We start from the raw sequence: 17,106 nt of genomic DNA, 5'->3' as shown, positions 1-17,106 counted from the left end.
AAGATTATGGCATTTATAGACTATTACAAGATTTTAGGCGTAGATAAGACGATAGCACAGAAGGATGTGAAGAAGGCATACTTGAAACGAGCCAAACAGTTTCACCCCGACTTGCATCCCGACGACCCCAAGGCTCAGGCTAAGTTCCAGGCTTTGCAGGAGGCCTATGATGTGATTGGCGATCCTGAGAAGCGTGCCAAGTACGACCAGTATGGCGAACAGTGGCGTCAGGCCGATGCCTTCGGTGCAGGCGGCTATGGCGGCGGTCAGGCGGGCGGCAATCCGTTTGGCGGTTTCGACTTCTCGAGTTTCTCGGGTGGTGGCGGCTTTAGCGATTTCTTTGAGAATCTCTTTGGGCGTAAGGGGCATCAGGGCGGCGGCTTCGGCGGGTTCCAAGGTTTCTCGTCGGGCGGTTCTGGTTTTGGCAGGCAGCCCCGTACGTATTCGGGCGAGATGAATGCTAACGTGAGCATCGACCTGTATACGGCGCTGCTGGGTGGCGAAGTGATGCTCACCCTGTCGAATGGCCAGAAAGTGAAGATGAAAATCAAGCCTGAGACACAGCCAGGCACGAAGGTGCGACTGAGAGGCAAAGGCTATGATCGGGGAGATGGTACTTTCGGCGACCTGATTATAACCTATCAGGTGAAATTGCCTACCAACCTGACAGAACAGCAGAAAGAACTGCTAAGACAAATGAAGGGAACGAGTTAAGACGTTCCCTTCATTTTTGTTTATTGCTTGGCGAGGAAAGCCTCGGCACGGGCGAGGTCCTCGGGGGTGTCGATGCCTACGGTCTCAATGTCGGTGAGACCTACACGGATGCGATAGCCGTTCTGCAACCAGCGCAACTGCTCCAGACTCTCGGCTTTCTCTAGGCTGCTCTGTGGCAGTTGTGTCACCTCTTTCAGAACCTCACGCCGATAGGCATAAACGCCCAGGTGTTTTAGGAAGGGATACTGGCCAAACCAGTCGGCAGGCTCTATACCTCTTATATAAGGTATGACGCTGCGGCTGAAGTAGAGAGCGAAACCCCGATTGTCGGTGACAATCTTGGGCGAGTTGGGATTCTCTACCGCCTCTATCGAGTCAAAAGGCTTGCCGAGGGTGCCGATCTGAGTCTCGGGGGCATCGAAGAGTTGCATGAGCGTGGTGATCTGCGACGCCTGGATGAATGGCTCGTCGCCCTGTACGTTGATGATGACATCGGCATCAGAGCCGATTTTCTCGGCCGCTTCCTCTATACGGTCGGTGCCGCTCTTGTGGTCGGCGCGGGTCATGACGGCTCGTCCGCCAAACGACTCCACACACTCGAAGATACGCTCGTCGTCGGTAGCCACATATACTTCGTCGAGCAGACTGCTCACCTGCTCATATACTCTCTGAATGACAGTCTTTCCGCCGAGAACTGCCAGCGGTTTGCCCGGAAAGCGCGTAGAAGCGTAGCGGGCAGGGATAATAGCCATAAACTTCATAACGGCTGCAAAGATACGAATAAGTGAGAAGAAAACCAAATTTTACGATGAAAACGTAAAAACATATAAAATAGTTTTAGATTATTTGCTGACTTCGGGAAAAATGCCTATTTTTGCAAAATAATTAAAAACAAGAGAGACAACAATGCGAATAAGATTATATACCACTACTTTATTATTTGCGCTGATGCCTGTTATGGCGGGCGCACAGAAAATCACCCTCGGATCGGTAGCCACAAAGGATGGCGGACAGTATCAAGGGGAGATGATGATGGGGAAGCCTCACGGTAAGGGTAAGGCCAGCTATAAGAATGGTAATATGTATGAGGGTGAGTATGTGAAAGGCAAGCGACAAGGCTTTGGCACATATACATTCTTCGACGGAGAGAAATACGAGGGAGAATGGTTCCAGGATCAGCAGCATGGGCGTGGAACCTACTACTTCTCAAACAACAACCGTTATGAGGGCTTGTGGTTTCGTGACTATCAGCACGGACATGGTATCATGTACTACTTCAACGGCGATAAGTATGACGGCGAGTGGAAGCAGGACAAACGCTCGGGCAAGGGGGTATATACCTTTGCAAGCGGTGCCTTCTACCGTGGTGAATGGGTGAACGACAAGAAGAACGGCAAAGGTTTCTTTGACTGGGGCGACGGCTCGACGTATGACGGCGACTGGAAGGAGAACATGTGCTCAGGAAGGGGCACCTTCAAGTATGCTAACGGCGACGTATATATCGGTCAGTGGCTCGACGACGAGATGAATGGCCGCGGTATCTATAAGTTCCAGAATGGTGATGTGTATGAGGGCGATTATGTTCGTGGAGAGCGAACCGGCTCAGGCATCTTCCGATATGCTAACGGCGACAAGTATACAGGGCAGTTTCAGAACGGCGATAAGCACGGACAGGGCACCTTTGTATGGAAAAGCGGCGACAGCTATGTGGGACAGTGGAAGGCCGACAAGCAGGATGGCCGCGGCAAGCTGACTAAGAAGAACGGTGACACCGTAGAGGGGATGTTCAAGGGCGGGCAGCCTCACGGCGAATGTATCGTGCGATATGCCGACGGCGCCAAGTATAAGGGCGAATATAAAAACGGTAAACGAAACGGTGCTGCCATTGAGGAAGATAAAGACGGCAACCGCTTTGAAGGTACCTATGTAGATGATGTTCGCGACGGACGTTTCGTAGAAAAAGACCGTAACGGCAACATCAAGGCACAGGGCAACTATACCCGAGGACACAGACAGGTGAGATAGAAGTTAAAAACAGCAACTTAAAAATATTAATCGTTATGATCATTGATACACTTGACAATTTAAACAAATATGCGGCTCTGAACCCATTGTTCACCGATGTGATAGAATTTCTGAACAGTCATGACATCCAGACTTTGGAGGCAGGCAAATATCCTATCAAGGATAAGGATCTGTTTATGAATCTTCAAGTAGCTGCGGGTCGCAGTAAAGAGGCAGCTTTCTTAGAGACTCATATCGAGATGATTGATATTCAGATACCTATTTCCTGTGCGGAGACATTCGGTTATACGCCTTTGTGTGATTTGCCAGACTTTGAATATAACACAGAGAAGGATATTACGAAGTACGGCGACACGAAGCCTCAGACTTATGTCACCGTTAATCCCGGACAGTTTGCCATATTCTTCCCACAGGACGGGCATGCTCCCTGTATTACGGATGAACCTGAAATCAGGAAGGCCATCTTTAAGGTGAAGGCATAAAGCATAAGGGGCTAAAAACATTAAAACTATGACAACAAAAAAAGACACAAAGAAAAAGCCCGCAGTGAAAAAGGCGGCAACTAAGAAAGAACCCGAACATATCGGCTTGGTACGTAACGACTCGTGGCTGGAACCTTTCGAAGGGGCTATCCGTGGGCGGCATGACCATGCCATCTGGAAGATGAACCAGCTGACACAGAATGGCAGGAAAACCCTCAGCCAGTTTGCCTCTGGTCATCTCTACTTCGGTCTGCATAAGTTGGCTAAAGGCTGGGTGTTCCGCGAGTGGGCGCCTAACGCTACCGATATTTATCTGGTTGGCGACTTTAACAATTGGCAGGAAAACGAGAAGTACCGTTGCAAGCGCATCGAGGGTACGGGCAACTGGGAACTGAAACTGAGCGAAAAAGCCCTGAAGCACGGTCAGCTTTACAAAATGAAGGTAAAGTGGAATGGAGGAGAGGGAGAACGTATTCCCGCTTGGTGCCGCCGTGTGGTGCAGGATGAGAATACCAAAATATTCTCTGCTCAGGTGTGGAACCCGGAGAAGGGATATGAGTTCCAGAAGAAGTCCTTTAAACCAAAGAAGAATCCGTTGCTCATTTATGAGTGCCATGTAGGTATGGGACAGGATGCCGAGAAGGTGGGTACCTATAAGGAGTTTAAGGATAACGTGTTGCCACGTGTTATCAAGGATGGTTATAACTGCATTCAGGTGATGGCTATTCAAGAGCATCCTTATTATGGCTCGTTCGGCTATCATGTATCATCGTTCTTTGCGCCTTCAAGCCGTTTCGGCACACCTGAGGAGCTGAAGGAACTTATCGATACCGCCCACAAGAACGGTGTAGCCGTGATTATGGATATCGTACATTCCCACGCCGTGAAGAATGAGATTGAGGGCTTGGGCAATCTGGCTGGCGATCCGAACCAGTTCTTCTATCCTGGCGACCGTCATGAGCATCCCGCGTGGGATTCGCTCTGCTTTGACTATGGTAAGGACGAAGTGCTTCACTTCCTGCTCTCAAACTGCAAATACTGGCTCGAAGAGTTCCATTTCGACGGTTTCCGTTTCGATGGCGTGACTTCGATGCTGTATTACTCGCATGGATTGGGCGAGGCTTTCGGAGGTTATGGTGACTACTTCAACGGACACGAGGACGATAACGCCATCTGCTATCTTACGCTGGCTAATAAGCTGATACACGAGGTGAATCCTAACGCCATCACTATTGCCGAAGAGGTATCGGGTATGCCCGGACTCGCAGCTAAGTTCGAGGATGGCGGCTATGGCTTCGACTACCGCATGGCGATGAATATTCCCGACTACTGGATTAAAACCATAAAAGAGGTGCGCGATGAGGACATCAACGTGTGCTCCATCTTCTGGGAGGTTAAGAACCGTCGTCCCGACGAGAAGACTATCTCATATTGTGAGAGTCACGATCAGGCGCTGGTTGGCGACAAGACCATCATCTTCCGACTTATAGATGCCGATATGTATTGGCACTTCGCAAAGAAAGACGTGAACGATATTGCCCAGCGTGGTATCGCCCTGCATAAGATGATCCGTCTGGTGACGGTAGCTGCTATTAACGGTGGCTATCTGAACTTCATGGGTAACGAGTTCGGACATCCTGAGTGGATCGACTTCCCGCGTGAGGGTAATGGCTGGAGTTATAAGTATGCCCGTCGACAGTGGAACCTCGTGGACAACAAGGACCTCTGCTATCATTGGTTGGGCGACTTCGACCGCGAGATGCTGAAGACTATCAAGAGTGTGCGCAACTTCCAGAACACACCTGTGACAGAAATCTGGCACGACGATGGCGACCAGGTACTCTGCTTTATGAGGGGCGACCTCGTCTTTGTGTTCAACTTCTCGCCGACACGTAGTTATACCGACTATGGCTTCCTGGTGCCTACTGGCAGTTATCAGGTTGTGCTGAACACCGACTCGAAGGACTTCGGCGGTAATGGCTTTGCCGATGATACCGTTACGCATTTTACAAACTACGATCCGCTTTACGTCAAGGAAAGGAAAGAGTGGCTGAAACTCTATATCCCCGCACGTTCAGCAGTTGTGTTGAAGAAAATATGATGTTGACATATAATGATATGAAAAAGAATAATAGCACCATGGGTATACGCCTGATGTGTGCTATTGTTTTTGTGATATTCTCTGTTGGCTGGCTGTATAGCTTTCAGCCCGACATCATGACGATGTCGCAGCATGTATTGAGTAAAGGACTGACGCATTATAACCCTGTCATAGGGTGTGTGTGTATCACACTGATACTGATCCTGCTTCAGTTCTTTGTCGCAAAGTCTTCCCGCCTCAGAAGTAGCGCCTATGCCTTAAGCTATTTCCCGTCGATGTTGGTATTGGGACTACTTACTGCCGTGACGGAAAATGCTGACGGTGGCATTTATTTCGACTGCCATTGGTTGGGAATTGTTCTCGTGATTGCTTTGTGGATTGGAGCCGTGTGGGTGGTCCGACAACTGCAAGGCGTGTTCCGTCCTACTGAGGTTCGTCTGTTCTCGCGTCCTGTATGGCTTAATATGCTCATCATGTCACTGCTGATGATATGCACCGTATGGATAGGTAACACCAATGCTGTGTTTCATTACCGTATGCGGGCTGAGCAATGCCTGACAGACGGAGATATGAAAGGAGCGCTTATGGTGGGGAGAAAATCGCTGGAGGGTGATGAACATCTGCTGATGCTGCGTATGTATGCGTTGGCCCGTGAGAATGCTTTGGGCGAACATCTTTTTGAATATCCGATAACGGGTAACAGCAGTCAGATGCTTCCCACAGACAGCCTTTCGTGTATGATGTTCTATCCGCAAGACAGCTTGTATAAGTTTATTGGTGCCCGTCCTGCTTCCAGAATGTCGCCTATGCGTTATCTGGAACTTGTTCAGCAGCGCGATAGTCTGCCTAATAAGACTGTGGCCGACTATCTGCTCTGTGGCTATCTGATAGACCGGCAGATAGACGATTTTGTAAAAGAGCTGGGTAAGTATTACCATATCGACGACAGCTTGCCCAAGCATTATCGTGAAGCCTTGACGCTTTACACCCATACGCGTTCCCGTCCGCTGGTAGTCTATCATCATGCTGTGATGGATGAAGACTATGATAACCTGATGCAGTTGGAGAAACAGTATCCCGACAAAAGCGAGCGCCGGGTGAAGGTAGAAGAACAGTACCGCGGAACTTACTGGTACTATTATAAATACGAAAAATAAAGAAGGCCATCCTGACAGGGTGGCCCTCTTTATGGTTATGTGTAAAGATATCGTTTGATTGATTTCTTTGGTGTCTTTTCAAACTCCTCCTCGTGAATCACAATCTCACTGATCTTCTCGTAGGCGGGAATCAGCTCGTTCAGTCCGCTGAGGTTCTGATCCATGATGCTCTTCAGGTCGTCGATCGAGAATCCCATGTTCTTTGCCTCTTCCATATCGGGGTGAACCAGAGCTACGAGCTTCGTGTCTCTCTGTACAACGATGCTCTCCATCACCATCGCCATAGAGTTGAGTTTGTCTTCAATCTCCTCGGGATAGATGTTCTGTCCGTTAGGACCGAGAAGCATATTCTTTGAGCGTCCGTTGATGTAAACGTTGCCATCCTGGTCCATCGTGCCCAAGTCGCCTGTGTGATACCATCCTTCGCTGTCGATGGTCTCAGCTGTGGCTTCTGGATTCTTATAGTAGCCCAGCATCACGTTAGGTCCCTTGGTCAGAATCTCTCCGGGGATACGTCGTGGGTCGGGTGAGTCAATCTCAACCTTCTGGTTTAGGGCTGCGCGTCCGCAAGAGCCTTGTGCAAACGTGTGCCAGTCACGATAACAGATAATGGGGGCACACTCAGTTGCACCATAGCCCACAGTGTAGGGGAAGTCGATCTTCTTGAGGAAATGCTCTACCTCATGATTCAGGGCGGCACCGCCGATAATAACCTCGTACATGCGGCCGCCGAAGGCTTTCAGCACTTCCTTACATATCATCTCGCGTACCTTCTTGTTGATAACGGGCATTTGAAGCAACAAGCGCATGCGGTTGTTCTGAATCTTCGGGAATACCTTCTTGCGGATAATCTTCTCGATAATCAGCGGTACGGCAATCACGATGACGGGGCGAACCTCCTGCAAGGCCTGAGCGATGATAGCTGGCGAAGGAATGCGGTTCAGGTAGTACACATGACAGCCGTACAGGAATTCGAAGATAAACTCGAAAGCCATACCGTACATGTGAGCCATCGGGAGCATCGAGATGATAGGGTCGCCCGCCTTGAGCTGCTTACCCAGAACACTCACGGCAAAGTCGTAGTTTGACCGGAGTGCACGATAGGGCAGCATGACACCTTTTGAGAAACCTGTTGTGCCGCTGGTGTAATTGATGACAGCCAGTTCGTCGGGATTCTCTTCAAGATAGTAGTTCACATGTTGTTTGCGGAAGTATTTCGGGAACTTCTTACCATAGAGTTCATTCAGATGTTCGCGAGCATAGGTCAGCTTGTCTGTGCGGGAGATCATCAGCGAATAGTCGGGGTTATTGATGATACCCTCCAGCGTAGGCATAGCCTGCGGGTCGATGATCGTTGCCACATGGTCGCCTACGAAGAGCAGACGAGCCTCTGAATGATTCACGATGTTGTGTATCTGTTCCGCATTGAACTCATGTAGAATAGGTACAGCAATAGCACCATAGGTAAGCGTAGCGAGGAAGGCTACGGCCCATTGAGAGGAATTGCGGCCGCAAAGGGCAATCTTGTCTCCCTTCTGTATACCGCTGTTTTCAAAAAGAATGTGTAATTTTTCGATTTTTCTGGCAACATCGTGGAACTGCAGCGTCTGTCCCTTGAAGTCGGTCAGCGCATCACGGTCCCAATTGTCGATAATACTCTTCTGAATGAGAGCGTTAAAACTTCCTATTTGTCCCATATGCATCGATTAGATATTCTTATATAAGTAGCGTTTAATACTCTTCTTTGGTGTCTTGGCAAACTCTTCGTCCTGAAGCTCGATTGCTGAGATGCGGCTATATACGGGCAGTTGCTCGTTCAAGTCCTTACGGTTCTGCTCCATAATGTCAACAAGCTCTTCCTGACTGAAGCTTACCACCTCGTCTTTGTCGGGATGAACCAGAGCCACGAGTTTGTCGCCCCGCTGTATGACGAGACTCTCCGATACCATCGGCATCGTGTTGAGTTTGTCTTCTATTTCTTCAGGATATACGTTCTGTCCGTTAGCGCCCAGAAGCATGTTCTTCAGGCGTCCGCGAATGAAGATATGGCCAGAGGGCGCCATTGTTGCCAGGTCGCCTGTGTGATACCAGCCTTCTTCGTCGATAGCCTCTTTGGTGGCCTCTTCGTTCAGATAGTAGCCCAGCATCAGGTTGGTGCCTCGGGTTACAATCTCGCCCGCAATGTTTTCCGGGTCGGCACTCAGGACCTTCACCTCCATGCGTGCTACAGGGGTGCCGCACGAACCGCCGATGAACTTCTTATGGTTGCAATACGATATCAGCGGTGCGCACTCTGTGGTGCCGTAGCCCACCGTGATGGGGAATCCGATAGAAATCAGGAACTCCTCAACCTCTTTCGAGAGTGCTGCGCCACCCACGATCACCTCATACAGGTTGCCGCCGAAAGCGTTGTATACCTCTTTACATATACGTTCCTTTACCTTCTTGCTCACAATGGGCATAGACAGCAGCAAACGCATACGGTTGTTCTGTATTACGGGGAATACCTTCTTGCGGATGATCTTCTCGATAATCAGCGGTACCGTGATGACGACCGCCGGCTTCACCTCAGCGAAAGCCTCTGCGATGATGGCAGGACTCGGCAGACGGGTGAGGAAGAACAGATGGCATCCGTTACAGAATCCGAACAGGAATTCTATCGCCATACCATACATGTGGGCCATGGGTAGAATGCTCAGCATGTTGTCGCCGGGCTTTACGTGTTTCCCCAGCTCACCCATGATGAACTCAATGTTTCCCCATAATGCGCGATAGGGTAGCATCACGCCTTTCGAGAATCCTGTCGTACCGCTGGTATAGTTGATCAGCGCCAGCTCTTCTGCCTCGTCTTTGTGATAGTCTACGTGCTCAGCGCGGAAGGCTCTGGGATACTTGCTGCCAAATATCATATTGAGATGTTCGCGTGCGTAGGTTACCTTTTCTGAACGAGATATCAGCAACGAGAAATCGGGTATGTTGATAATCGCTTCAAGACCAGGCATAGCTTCCGGATCGATGGTCTTCACGGCATAGTCGCCAATGAAGAGCAGCTTCGAGCCTGAGTGGTTCACGATATTCTGTATCTGTTCGCCGTTGAACTCGTGCAGGATAGGCACGGCAACGGCTCCATAGGAGAGGGTAGCCAGGAAGGCAACAGCCCAATGGGCTGAATTGCGTCCACAGATGGCAATCTTGTCTCCTTTCTCTACGCCACTATTTTCAAACAATATATGAACCTTCTCAATCTTTCTTGCTACGTCGTGAAACTGGAGTGTGATACCCTGATAATCGGTAAGCGCATCCTGGTTCCAGTTGTTCACTATGGCCTTTTGGATGTAAGCATTAAAACTGCTGAAATTTTCCATTAAAATTGCACAATCTTTAAAATTTTGTGCAAAGGTATATTATTTCCTGCACATTTCAAAAAAAAATGTGCAATATTTTATGTTTACTTATAAAAAATAACATATTCGGGGAGATATCGAACAATAATTATTCGTATCTCATCGATTTTGCGGGGTGAATATGTGAAATCAGGTAGCTGGGTGCTATCAGCACGAAAACGCATATCAGCAGTGTTGCCACATTGATGGCAGCAACCAGCGGCAGGTTCAGTTCCATAGGTGCCTCGCTCACATAATAGGTCTGCGGGTCGAGTGTTACGAAGCCTGTATATTGCTGGAGCAGCACGATGCCTAAGCCTATCACGTTGCCCCAGAACAATCCTTGTCCGATAATGAATACCGAGAACCACAGGAATGTGTGGCGTATGGTTTTGTTTCTGGCTCCGACAGCTTTCAGGATACCGATCATCTGCGTGCGTTCCAGTATGATGATGAGCAGCCCGCTGATCATGGTGAATCCTGCCACGCAAACCATCAAGGCGAGGATAATCCATACGTTGATGTCGAGCAGTTCGAGCCAGGAGAATACCTGCGGGTAGAGCTCATAGATGGTTTCTGTCGTCAAGACGTTGCCTTGCGGATCGATGCTGCGGTTTATCTTCTCAACGAACCTGTCTTCCGTCAGTTGTAGCTGTTCAAAGTCTTTCACCTTTACCTCGACGCCCGTCACTTCGCCATTCAGCCAGCCGTTCAGTCTGCTGGCGGCATAGAGGTCGATGAAACACAGGTTCTCGTCGAAGCGTGTCATATTGGTCTGATAGATGCCGCTGACGGTATAGCGACGGGTTCTCACATCCTGTCCGTCGATGAAGTAGGCAAACACCTTGTCGCCAGCCTTCAGTCTCAGCTTGTCGGCTATCATCTTCGACATCAGCAGTTTCTGCTTGCTGGTAGAGTCGCTGAACTCGGGCATCTCTCCTTCTACGAGATGGCTCTTCAGAAACGTCATGTCGTATTCTGGTCCCACGCCCTTGAAGGCCACGCCCAGAAAGTCCTCGTCGGTCTTCAGGATGCCTTGTGTCATAGCGAATCGCTCTACGTGGCTCACGCCGTCGACGCTGCCTATCATCTGCATCATGCTGTCGTCTATGCAGACAGGATATTGGTCGTTGCCGTTATACGTCAGTACGTTGTGAACCTGGATATGGCTTCCGAATCCTACCACCTTGTCGCGGATGGTGTGCTTGAATCCTAATACCACGCTCACCGTTACGATCATCACGGCCAGTCCGATGGCCACGCCAACGGTGGCTATACGAATGGCAGGGCGACTCACTTTCCGTTTGTCGCCCTTGTCACTATAGATTTTCTTCGCTATGAATAACGGTAGGTTCATTCGTCAACTCTTCCCGGATAAGCCTCAAGTGCTTTGCGCAATACGACGAGCGCACGCTCCAGATCTGCCTTTTTCAGAACGTAGGCGATACGGACCTGATTGATACCGGCACCAGGGGTTGTATAGAAACCAGCGGCAGGAGCCATCATCACGGTCTCGCCCTCATACTCAAACTCCGACAGGCACCAACGGCAGAACTCCTCGGCATCGTCGACAGGCAGTTTGGCTACCGTGTAGAAGGCGCCCATGGGGATAGGCGAGTAGACGCCGGGGATGCGGTTCAGTCCGTCGATCAGACACTTACGGCGCTCCACATATTCGTCGTACACGTCACGATAATACTCCTCGGGGGCATCGAGCGAAGCCTCGGCCACGATCTGTCCGATGAGTGGTGGTGAGAGGCGGGCCTGACAGAACTTCATCACGGCCTTTCTTACCTCAGCGTTCTTGGTGATCAGCGCACCGATACGGATACCGCACTCGCTGTAGCGCTTCGACACCGAGTCGATCAGGATCACGTTCTGCTCGATTCCCTCCAGGTGGCAGGCTGAGATATAGGGCGATCCTGTGTAGATATATTCGCGATACACTTCGTCGGAGAAGAGATACAGGTCGTACTTCTTCACCAGGTCGCGTATCTGGTTCATCTCGCGGCGGGTATAAAGATAGCCGGTAGGGTTGTTGGGGTTGCAGATCATGATGGCTCGTGTGCGCTCATTGATCAGCTCCTCGAACTTCTCGACCTTAGGGAGCGAGAAACCCTCCTCGATGGTTGTCGCTATCGTGCGGATCTTAGCGCCAGCCGAGATGGCAAACGCCATATAGTTGGCATAAGCAGGCTCGGGCACGATAATCTCGTCGCCGGGGTTCAGACAGCTCAGGAATGCAAAGAGCACCGCCTCGCTACCTCCGCTGGTGATGATGATATCGTCGGCTGTTACGTTGATGTTGTATTTCGCGTAATAGTCAACGAGCTTCTCACGATAACTCAGATAGCCCTGCGACGGAGAATACTCCAGGATCTGGCGGTCTATCTGTTTCAAAGCGTCAAGGCCCACCTGTGGGGTAGGCAGGTCGGGCTGACCGATGTTCAGATGGTACACCTTCGTACCTCTCTTCTTAGCTGCGGCGGCCAGAGGTGCGAGTTTTCGGATTGGCGACTCGGGCATCTCGTGGCCACGAACTGATATTTCCGGCATCTTTTTTGTCTTTTACCTTTTTACTTTTTACAAAAATCGCTGCAAAGGTACTGTTTTTTTTTGTTAATCTGTGTAATCTGTGGCTTTTTTTTAGAAATAATGAGTACTTTTGCCCAACAAATTGAGATACGTGATGAATTTCGAGGAATTGTTGGAAACCCGCGACGCCCGTAAAACCACGAAGGTTCGTCTGCCTTACGGTTATTTCTACAAGCGTCTGATAGACGGGAAATATTCAAACTTTGTGGAGTTTCACGATGAGGTGGCCGATCATGTTGCCTTCAGCAGTTGTGTGCGCCGCGAGGCCGAGGAGATGTCGAAGCTCGACGACCGCCGCCAGCTCAAGTTCACGCCCAACGAAGGGGGCGACGGCGTCTACGCCATAGCCGTCGAGGTGGGGCATTACCTCACTTTCGAGCAGCTGCTCAATGAGAATCCAGCTATCGTGGCCCGTAAGAATTTCATCAGCTCAACGATCAGCGACCTGGTTGATCTCACCACGCAACTCAATGACAAGAACATTTTCCACGTATGCTTCGCGCCCTCTAATGTCTTAGTGCGCAAGAGTGGCGCCAACGTCCGTCTGCTGTGTCACGGTTCCTATTATATGAAGCTTGAGCAGGACGTGCTCTACGACGGCGTAGAGGATTTCGTGGCTCCCGAGGTGTTTGCCGAAGGTACCGTCGATGCCCGCACCGATGTCTATTCGCTGGGCAAGTTCGTGGCCTGGCTCTACCAGTCGGGCGGCATTCCCTTCGAGCTCAAGGGTGTTCTGGCCAAGGCTACGGCTCAGTCGCCCGACGACCGCTATGCTTCTGTCAAGGATTTCCATCAGGCCCTGCTGGCCCGCCAGAGCATGCGTCGCACGGGACTCGTGGGCGTTGCAGCCCTGCTGATTGCCCTGCTGGCTGTTGGCTGCTATTTCTATCTGCTGCCCACTCCCGAAGTGATAGAGTATGTGAAGCCCGTCGACGAACCTATTCCCGACGACATGGTCGACGATGAGTCGCTGTTGCTTGATATCGGTGCCGATGCCGACTCGGCTACGATTGCCGCTGCCGTTCAGCAGCAGGCCTATCTCAACGACTCGCTGAGTGTGGACGAGCGCAAGATGCGCGAATACCAGGCCAAGGCCGAGCAGATTTTCCGCAAGCAGTTCACCCGTGCCGCCGACCAGATACTCTCGAAGATCTATAACAACGAGAAGATGAACCTCACCGAGAAGGACTTCCTGGCGCGCAGCAGGGCTATGACCGAAGAGCTGGCCAAGAAGGAGGCCGAGCTCGCCAAGGAGGCCAACCTGGGCAACGACCGTTCTCAGCGCATCGCCTCTGAGATCATCGACCAGCTCACTTCCAAGAAGATGAAGGAGCTCGATCCCGACTATATGGGCATTCACAAGAAGCCCTCCGACGACGATAAAACAATTAATACAACAGTTAAAAATAAGAAATGAGAAGTAGAACAGCAATTTGGTTTGAATGCAAGATCCGTTATGAGAAAGTGATGGAAGACGGCTTGCAGAAGAAAGTTACAGAATCTTATGTAGTCGATGCCCTCAGCTTCAGCGAGGCCGAGGAGCGCATCATCGAGGAGATGTCGTCTTATATCAGCGGCGAGTTCGACGTGGCCGATATCAAGAAGGCTCCCTATAAGGAAATATTCTTCTCTGACGACGAGATGGCCGACCGCTGGTATAAGGCAAAGCTCCAGTTCATCACCATCGACGAGAAGACCGAGAAAGAGAAGCGCAGCTCTGTCACCTATCTTGTTCAGGCAGGCACCTTCAACGGCGCTGTGAAGAACATCGACGAGGTGATGGGCGGCACCATGATCGACTATGTCATCGCTGCTGTCAACGAGACCACGATCATGGACGTCTATGAGTATGCTAAGACGAAAAAAGACGACAAACCTGAATACGAACAGTAATGTACGACGTTAAGGGAAATCTTCATCAGGTTCTTGATACATTGCCACAGGGTACGCGCCTTGTGGCAATTTCAAAGTACCATCCTGCCGAATACATCATGGCTGCCTATGATGAGGGCCAGCGTGTGTTTGGCGAGAGCCACGAGCAGGAACTGCGCCTCAAACACGAGCAGCTGCCAAAGGATATCGAGTGGCATTTCATTGGTCATCTTCAGACCAATAAGGTGAAATATATCGCGCCTTATGTATCTATGATTGAGGCTGTTGACTCGCTAAAGCTCCTGAAAGAGATTAATAAGCAGGCCGAGAAGTGCGGGCGCGTTGTGAAAGTGCTCCTTGAGCTCCATATCGCTGAGGAGTCGACCAAGTACGGCCTGACGCTTGACGCCTGCCGCGAACTCCTTGAGGCTGGCGAGTGGCGCGAGATGAAGCATGTGCGTATCTGTGGCCTGATGATGATGGCCTCGTTTGTCGATGACAAGGAACAGGTACGCCGCGAGATGCAGACCGCAGCCGACTTCTTTGATGAGGTGAAGGCGAAATATTTTGAAACTGACGACGCTTTCTGCGAACGCTCCTGGGGTATGAGCGACGACTATCTCGTAGCCCTTCAGACCCGCTCTACGATGGTCCGCATCGGTACCACTATCTTTGGTCCCCGCGTCTATTAAAGAAGTACTGTCCGCGCTTCCTGGTTGTCTTACCGTAGTTGATGGCATGTGTGGGACAGTAGTGATAACACGCCATACAGCAAGTACACCGCTCGTTGTGAATCCACTCGGGCGGTGTTCCTTTTATATTCTCCACAGGGCACACCTTGGCGCATTTGCCGCACCCGATACACTTCTCGCGGTCGACCGTGAACTTCCTGTCGTGAATCATCCGCTTGTTGAAGTAGCCGCCAATCACGTATGAGTAGAGTCGGGGGGTAGAGCCTTTCACCAGCTCCTCCACGCCTGTGCGCTTCTCACGGATGCACTCTGCGATATGCGGCAACTGGGCTTTGGCGGCGGAGATTTTCTCCTGCTCCCTCTCCTCGGTGTCTGTGTACATGAAAGGCAGACAGACATACGTCTCAGGCATCACCACCGAGAAGACGGCCGTGGCCTGTAGCGGTTTTCCGTTGGTTTTCAGACGGTCGTTGGCCGCCAGGTCCTTGTTCAGTATCGTCATCGTCTCGCCCACATTGTCGCCGCAGGTGGTCAGCGACCAGCAGAAGGTGTCTGGCTCCAGACCGTTTATCCTGAGCTTGCGGATAAAGCCTCTCACGATTCCCGGCACTTGCCATCCGTGCGTCGGAAAGCAGAATCCTATCCGCTCGCCTGGCTGTAGGGAGAACTCGTAGCTGCCTTTACTGATCAGTTCCGGGATGAACAGCAGTTCGTCGCCCACGGCCTCCGCAATCTGCGTTGCCGCCCATCTCGTGTTTCCTGTGCCTGAGAAATAGAAAATCATCGTTCGTTCCTGATCCAGTTAATGATGGTTTCGAGCACCTCGGGGGCGATGGTCTCTTCGATCTGCTGATACTCTTTGGTCAGTCCCGTCTGACAGTGCTGGAACATGTGGTTCAAGCCCTCTACCGCCACGGTCTTGGCCGAAGGCAGTCCGCTGCGCAGTGCCTCGAGGTTGGCCTTGTACTCCACCTGCATGTCCTTGGTGCCGTTCAGTGCCAGCACGGGACACGTGATGTTACCGATGAACTTCCTCGCGTCGAGCGTCATGAAATATCTCAGATAGGGATACATCAGTTGCAGCATCGTACTCTTGTAGTCCTGTTTCAGCATTGCGGGCAGGTCGCGGTTGTCTATCGACGGCACGTTCTGTCCTGCGACGCGGGCGTCGAACGCTTCATTCAGTATCTCGCAATATGCCTCGACCTCAGCCTCTGAGAAGCCTTCGTAGGGCAGCATCGTGCGGTTCTGCCACACCAGTGTCTCCTTGCCCGAGATCACCATTCCTGCCAGACTCACCACGAAGTCGGTCTTTCTCTCCGAGGCCAGCATCAGTCCGATGGTGCCGCCCTCGCTGTGGCCTATCACGCCTACGCTCTCGAACCGTTCGCGCAGCAGGTCGATGCCCGCGGCAGCGTCGTTCTTCAGGTCCTCCGTCGTACAGGTCGCCGTGTTACCCTTCGACTCCCCGAATCCGCGGTCGTCATAGCGCAGGGTGGCAATGCCCTGTCGGGCCAGTGCGTCGGCTATCACCGCAAAGGGCTTGTGCTCGAGTATCTCCTCGTCGCGGTTCTGGAATCCGCTGCCCGTCACCATGAGCAGCACGGGCGTCTTCCTGTTGCAGCCCTCAGGCAGCGTGAGTGTACCTCTCAGTATGGCGTCGCCGTTCTTGAACTCCACCTCTTCCGTGGCGTACGGGTAGGGCAGCTTGGGCGTCTGCGGGCGGTTGGCTATCTTCTCGCCGGGCTTCAGCGTGAGGGGAAACGTCGTGCCGTGCTGGGTGAAGGTGCCCGTGATCTCGTCGCCTGCGAGTCGTCCCTGGTACTGACCGTTGATGGTCGGAATCTTCATCACGATACTGTCTCCTGTCGGGCGCTCCACGGTGAGCTTGATGCCTCGTGCCCCTTGTGCGGGCGAGTCGATGGTTCCTTCGCTTTCACCGATGCGGAACACCAGCTGTAGTTTCATGCCCTGCACACTCAGGTCTCCCGACCATGTGCCTGTCTGTGCCATGCATGCCATAGTCGCTACGGCTGCCATGATTGTCATGATAATCTTCTTCACTTTCTTTGATTCTGATGGTTG

15 protein-coding genes are annotated in these 17,106 nt (G+C 51.4%); 8 read left to right on the top strand and 7 right to left on the bottom strand.

Annotated elements, in window-relative coordinates; all coding sequences use genetic code 11:
* The first annotated feature begins 6 nt into the window (after positions 1–6).
* Positions 7–714 (top strand): DnaJ domain-containing protein, encoded by a 708-nt coding sequence (locus tag T325_RS09020; RefSeq protein WP_036912669.1) that lies wholly within the window; start codon positions 7–9, stop codon positions 712–714.
* 20 nt (positions 715–734) lie between these two features.
* On the opposite strand, the gene kdsB is transcribed toward T325_RS09020, so the two are convergent.
* Positions 735–1,475 carry a 3-deoxy-manno-octulosonate cytidylyltransferase gene (kdsB, locus tag T325_RS09015; protein ID WP_036912666.1) on the bottom strand — a complete coding sequence of 247 codons (741 nt, stop codon included), beginning with the start codon at positions 1,473–1,475 and terminating at the stop codon, positions 735–737.
* Positions 1,476–1,620: 145 nt separating this feature from the next.
* On the opposite strand from kdsB, the gene T325_RS09010 reads away from it, so the two are divergent.
* The 4 genes from T325_RS09010 to T325_RS08995 are packed head-to-tail and all read left to right on the top strand — an operon-like array spanning position 1,621 to position 6,479.
* Positions 1,621–2,739, top strand: coding sequence for an MORN repeat-containing protein (locus tag T325_RS09010; protein ID WP_036912663.1), 1,119 nt, complete (start codon positions 1,621–1,623; stop codon positions 2,737–2,739).
* 35 nt (positions 2,740–2,774) lie between these two features.
* Positions 2,775–3,221, top strand: a complete 447-nt coding sequence (locus T325_RS09005; protein ID WP_036912660.1) for a NanQ anomerase/TabA/YiaL family protein — start codon at positions 2,775–2,777, stop codon at positions 3,219–3,221.
* 28 nt (positions 3,222–3,249) lie between these two features.
* Complete coding sequence (locus tag T325_RS09000; RefSeq protein ID WP_036912658.1) at positions 3,250–5,322, top strand: alpha amylase C-terminal domain-containing protein; 2,073 nt, start codon at positions 3,250–3,252, stop codon at positions 5,320–5,322.
* 17 nt (positions 5,323–5,339) lie between these two features.
* Positions 5,340–6,479, top strand: a complete 1,140-nt coding sequence (locus tag T325_RS08995) for a DUF6057 family protein (RefSeq protein ID WP_036913653.1) — start codon at positions 5,340–5,342, stop codon at positions 6,477–6,479.
* Positions 6,480–6,514: 35 nt separating this feature from the next.
* Here the strand turns inward: T325_RS08995 and T325_RS08990 are convergent, their stop codons facing one another.
* From T325_RS08990 to T325_RS08975, 4 genes are all read right to left on the bottom strand, one after another.
* Entirely contained in the window at positions 6,515–8,176 is a 1,662-nt protein-coding gene (locus T325_RS08990) for an AMP-binding protein (RefSeq protein WP_036913651.1), read from the bottom strand.
* Positions 8,177–8,185: 9 nt separating this feature from the next.
* Positions 8,186–9,844 (bottom strand): AMP-binding protein, encoded by a 1,659-nt coding sequence (locus T325_RS08985; protein WP_036912655.1) that lies wholly within the window; start codon positions 9,842–9,844, stop codon positions 8,186–8,188.
* A 127-nt stretch (positions 9,845–9,971) separates the two neighbouring features.
* A complete protein-coding gene (locus T325_RS08980) occupies positions 9,972–11,219 on the bottom strand; it encodes an ABC transporter permease (RefSeq protein WP_036912652.1) in 1,248 nt (415 codons plus the stop codon).
* Positions 11,216–12,418, bottom strand: a complete 1,203-nt coding sequence (locus T325_RS08975; protein ID WP_036912649.1) for a pyridoxal phosphate-dependent aminotransferase — start codon at positions 12,416–12,418, stop codon at positions 11,216–11,218. Before T325_RS08975 ends, T325_RS08980 begins: the two co-directional genes overlap by 4 nt.
* Positions 12,419–12,551: 133 nt before the next feature.
* Between T325_RS08975 and T325_RS08970 the strand changes: the two genes are divergently transcribed.
* The 3 genes from T325_RS08970 to T325_RS08960 are packed head-to-tail and all read left to right on the top strand — an operon-like array spanning position 12,552 to position 15,021.
* On the top strand, positions 12,552–13,874 hold the full coding sequence (locus T325_RS08970; protein ID WP_036912647.1) for a serine/threonine-protein kinase: 1,323 nt from the start codon (positions 12,552–12,554) through the stop codon (positions 13,872–13,874).
* On the top strand, positions 13,871–14,350 hold the full coding sequence (locus tag T325_RS08965; protein ID WP_036912645.1) for a DUF4494 domain-containing protein: 480 nt from the start codon (positions 13,871–13,873) through the stop codon (positions 14,348–14,350). Before T325_RS08970 ends, T325_RS08965 begins: the two co-directional genes overlap by 4 nt.
* Positions 14,350–15,021 carry a YggS family pyridoxal phosphate-dependent enzyme gene (locus T325_RS08960; RefSeq protein WP_036912642.1) on the top strand — a complete coding sequence of 224 codons (672 nt, stop codon included), beginning with the start codon at positions 14,350–14,352 and terminating at the stop codon, positions 15,019–15,021. Before T325_RS08965 ends, T325_RS08960 begins: the two co-directional genes overlap by 1 nt.
* Here the strand turns inward: T325_RS08960 and T325_RS08955 are convergent.
* Positions 14,996–15,805 carry an EFR1 family ferrodoxin gene (locus tag T325_RS08955; RefSeq protein ID WP_036912639.1) on the bottom strand — a complete coding sequence of 270 codons (810 nt, stop codon included), beginning with the start codon at positions 15,803–15,805 and terminating at the stop codon, positions 14,996–14,998. The genes T325_RS08960 and T325_RS08955 overlap by 26 nt on opposite strands.
* Complete coding sequence (locus T325_RS08950) at positions 15,802–17,085, bottom strand: alpha/beta hydrolase (protein ID WP_036912636.1); 1,284 nt, start codon at positions 17,083–17,085, stop codon at positions 15,802–15,804. Before T325_RS08950 ends, T325_RS08955 begins: the two co-directional genes overlap by 4 nt.
* Positions 17,086–17,106: the final 21 nt, after the last annotated feature.

Origin of the sequence: Prevotella sp. FD3004 (assembly GCF_000746155.1) — a bacterium.
In the GTDB taxonomy this organism is placed as follows: Bacteria; Bacteroidota; Bacteroidia; order Bacteroidales; family Bacteroidaceae; genus Prevotella.
This window is presented reverse-complemented; position numbering and strand designations above follow the sequence as displayed.

What these genes read in the sequence shown, in the direction of transcription:
- T325_RS09010 (WP_036912663.1), top strand. Translation starts at nt 1,621, where the DNA reads ATGCGAATAAGATTATATACCACTACTTTATTATTTGCGCTGATGCCT.
- kdsB (WP_036912666.1), bottom strand. Translation starts at nt 1,475, where the DNA reads ATGAAGTTTATGGCTATTATCCCTGCCCGCTACGCTTCTACGCGCTTT.
- T325_RS08970 (WP_036912647.1), top strand. Translation starts at nt 12,552, where the DNA reads ATGAATTTCGAGGAATTGTTGGAAACCCGCGACGCCCGTAAAACCACG.
- T325_RS08960 (WP_036912642.1), top strand. Translation starts at nt 14,350, where the DNA reads ATGTACGACGTTAAGGGAAATCTTCATCAGGTTCTTGATACATTGCCA.
- T325_RS08985 (WP_036912655.1), bottom strand. Translation starts at nt 9,844, where the DNA reads ATGGAAAATTTCAGCAGTTTTAATGCTTACATCCAAAAGGCCATAGTG.
- T325_RS08965 (WP_036912645.1), top strand. Translation starts at nt 13,871, where the DNA reads ATGAGAAGTAGAACAGCAATTTGGTTTGAATGCAAGATCCGTTATGAG.
- T325_RS08990 (WP_036913651.1), bottom strand. Translation starts at nt 8,176, where the DNA reads ATGGGACAAATAGGAAGTTTTAACGCTCTCATTCAGAAGAGTATTATC.
- T325_RS08955 (WP_036912639.1), bottom strand. Translation starts at nt 15,805, where the DNA reads ATGATTTTCTATTTCTCAGGCACAGGAAACACGAGATGGGCGGCAACG.
- T325_RS08995 (WP_036913653.1), top strand. Translation starts at nt 5,340, where the DNA reads ATGAAAAAGAATAATAGCACCATGGGTATACGCCTGATGTGTGCTATT.
- T325_RS09005 (WP_036912660.1), top strand. Translation starts at nt 2,775, where the DNA reads ATGATCATTGATACACTTGACAATTTAAACAAATATGCGGCTCTGAAC.
- T325_RS08980 (WP_036912652.1), bottom strand. Translation starts at nt 11,219, where the DNA reads ATGAACCTACCGTTATTCATAGCGAAGAAAATCTATAGTGACAAGGGC.
- T325_RS09020 (WP_036912669.1), top strand. Translation starts at nt 7, where the DNA reads ATGGCATTTATAGACTATTACAAGATTTTAGGCGTAGATAAGACGATA.
- T325_RS09000 (WP_036912658.1), top strand. Translation starts at nt 3,250, where the DNA reads ATGACAACAAAAAAAGACACAAAGAAAAAGCCCGCAGTGAAAAAGGCG.
- T325_RS08975 (WP_036912649.1), bottom strand. Translation starts at nt 12,418, where the DNA reads ATGCCGGAAATATCAGTTCGTGGCCACGAGATGCCCGAGTCGCCAATC.